Annotated in this window: 1 protein-coding gene; it reads right to left on the reverse strand. The window is 40.4% G+C overall.

The genetic code is table 11. The features are described from left to right. Positions 1-1247 (reverse strand): IS1182 family transposase (locus LMC10_RS02590; RefSeq protein ID WP_229268841.1); only part of this gene is annotated, 1247 nt, incomplete at its 3' end. Between the last annotated feature and the right edge of the window lie 65 nt (positions 1248-1312).

Genomic DNA, 1312 nt, shown 5'->3' on the forward strand with positions numbered 1-1312 from the left:
AAGTCACGCTTAAAGCCATACTTATCAGTGGATTTACTATAGCGATAAAAACTAAAACGAACTCCTTGATGATCAATGTAGTAGTCGTCATTAGCGTTATATTCCCAATTCTGTGACCTAGTTGGATCGTTTTTAAATTTACGTTTCTGTTCCTTTTGATAGGTTGTGTATGGGATAACCGGCTGCTTTTCAAACCGATCAAGAATCATTGTGTAATTGTACTCACTTCCATAGCCTGCATCGGCGACGATATGTTCAAAGAAATCTAAAGCATGAAACTGGGTAAGGAATGGCACTAAGGTCCTGGTGTCAGTTGGATTTGAAAACAGCCCGTAATCAAGCACAAATTGCTTATGGGTAGCGATTTGCAGGTTATAGCCAGGCTTCAACTCCCGATTCATCATCGGATCTTCCTTCATACACATGAAGGTCGCATCATGGTCAGTTTTGGAATAGCTATTACGACCTTGGAAGATATTTTCAGCACGTTCATACTTTTTGGCACGCGGAATTAAGTCGTTGCTTAATTGGTGACGAAGCTTTTTTAGAAAACGACGGCGCCGTTTTCTAACTGAACCACCTTTGATGATTTTTGGTTCTTGCTTAATCTCTTCATCTAATTTAGTGATTTTCTCCGCCAGTTCTTGTTCCATTACTTCCATGCCTTCGGCGGAAGTAACCAGCTCCGGTGCCATTTCTTGCACCACTTGCTTTTCTACTAGTTCCTCATAAAGCTTACTTGTCTTTTCTCTTAACTTAGCGTGATACTTTTCAACTGCCCGTCGCCAAGTAAATGAATATTTATTGGCATCGGCTTCTACCTTGGTCCCATCGATAAAAACTGCATCATTTTGAATTAGTCCGTGATCTTTCAAAGCCATGGTAAAGTAAACAAAGGCATGTTTAATTAGCTTACTAGCGTGCTGACTGCGGCGAAAGTTATTGATGGTATGGTAGCTATAAGTATAATCATGGGCTAACCAACGCATTGGCAGGTTCTCATCCAACATCATTTCAATCTTTCTTCCAGAATAAGTTTGACGTGAGTAGGCAAACAAGAGAATCTTAAGCATAATTGCTGGATGCGATGAAGGGCGGCCGGTAGCCGCTCCTGAATCTTCTAATAGCACTTCTTGTGGAATCGAGTCGACAAAATCACTAATTAGTCGCGCAACATGATTCTGTGGTAAATCATAGTTATAGTTTAGTACGAATTCGGTTTGCCCTATGGTATAATTTTGATACATGGAAATCGCTCCCTTTGGTTGTTTTTAGGGGTAATTACATCATATCAGGAACGATTTCCTGTGTA

This window comes from Limosilactobacillus reuteri subsp. simiae (genome assembly GCF_020784875.1).
Classification (GTDB): domain Bacteria; phylum Bacillota; class Bacilli; order Lactobacillales; family Lactobacillaceae; genus Limosilactobacillus; species Limosilactobacillus reuteri_H.